Source organism: Escherichia sp. MOD1-EC6021 (assembly GCF_002965245.1).
In the GTDB taxonomy this organism is placed as follows: Bacteria; Pseudomonadota; Gammaproteobacteria; order Enterobacterales; family Enterobacteriaceae; genus Escherichia; species Escherichia coli_F.
Genome location: NZ_PTRU01000097.1, coordinates 1 through 1067 on the forward strand (window position 1 = coordinate 1; position 1067 = coordinate 1067).

A 1067-nucleotide genomic window follows, 5' to 3' on the forward strand; every position below is an offset into this window, starting at 1 on the left:
TCAAAATCACCATATTGCTTCAAAAAATCGAGATGTGTTTCCCCAAAATCCTCTATATCTTCCCAGCCTTCTGCACCCGAAATAACGGCGCAAATAGTCAACAGTAGAATATCCGATAATTTATGTTCCACTTTCCAGGCTTGTCTGTAATCGGGGATAATAGAAATATGTTCCATCAATTTTTTAAGTACCATTTTGTTCTCCTTAATTATGTAAGGAGTATTTGATCATGTATAAGCAATAAAAAACAGCTTTAGATAATAAGGAATATCTCAATTTATGAACATAAAATGCGAATTATTTAGTACAAAAAAGCAGCGTTACGTGATCTTTCCCTGTTGCACCAACCTCTGCACATTTCCCATTTTTCTTTTTTTTAAGAATTTGACAAATAGCTTAAAAATTTTTTCATATTCACCATGAACATGAACTTCACCTGTTATATTATTTATTACTTTGTTAGTTATCATTATTGTTGGGTTTGCTACTCCTAATCTTATGGTTCTCCCATATTGAAGAATTATTAGTCCATTGCATACTGCTGTGGCATTAATATTTTCTTTGATTTTTGTAAAGCAAGATGATGGAGTTAGGGTCTCAATACCAATAAGAAAAAACCACTCACCTTTCTTATTATACTCTGTGATTTCCGCGGGTGTTATTATGTTATATTTTTGAATGTAACTGGAATCACGCAGAGAATTATATGTCACCATAATATAAGTATCTTTCAAGCCGATAAAAGAAAAAAAGTCATAAATGATTTTGGCAATATTTTCATCTGATAAATAAAATTCAAATGACAAGCCTCTTCCATTTTTGCTCCATATTTTGCTATCAAATAACATATATTAATACCTTAAGAAAAAGACGTGATTAAACATACCAGTAAGTCTAAGATCGTCCATAGCATTTCTTTCCCTTAATATTGCTTTACCACCAGGGAAAGATTACGAAAGCCCGCTCCCCGCAAGGACTGACGCCAGATACTTTCTGTCCATGGCTGCTTTTCGCATCTTACGTCTTAACCCTGCCTTGAATACCTTATCATTCGTCAAAATATTAAT

Annotated in this window: 2 protein-coding genes and 1 pseudogene; all 3 read right to left on the minus strand. The window is 33.0% G+C overall.

Annotation, left to right across the window (positions count from 1 at the left end; genetic code table 11):
• Nucleotides 1-194, minus strand: a 194-nt coding sequence (locus BEB54_RS28065; protein ID WP_172953794.1) for a transposase family protein, incomplete at its 3' end; no start/stop codon positions are given.
• A gap of 126 nt (nucleotides 195-320) precedes the next feature.
• A complete protein-coding gene (locus tag BEB54_RS28075; protein ID WP_032184205.1) occupies nucleotides 321-848 on the minus strand; it encodes a hypothetical protein in 528 nt (175 codons plus the stop codon).
• 102 nt (nucleotides 849-950) lie between these two features.
• Nucleotides 951-1067 (minus strand): annotated as a pseudogene (locus tag BEB54_RS28080) (ISAs1 family transposase); the annotation flags it as partial.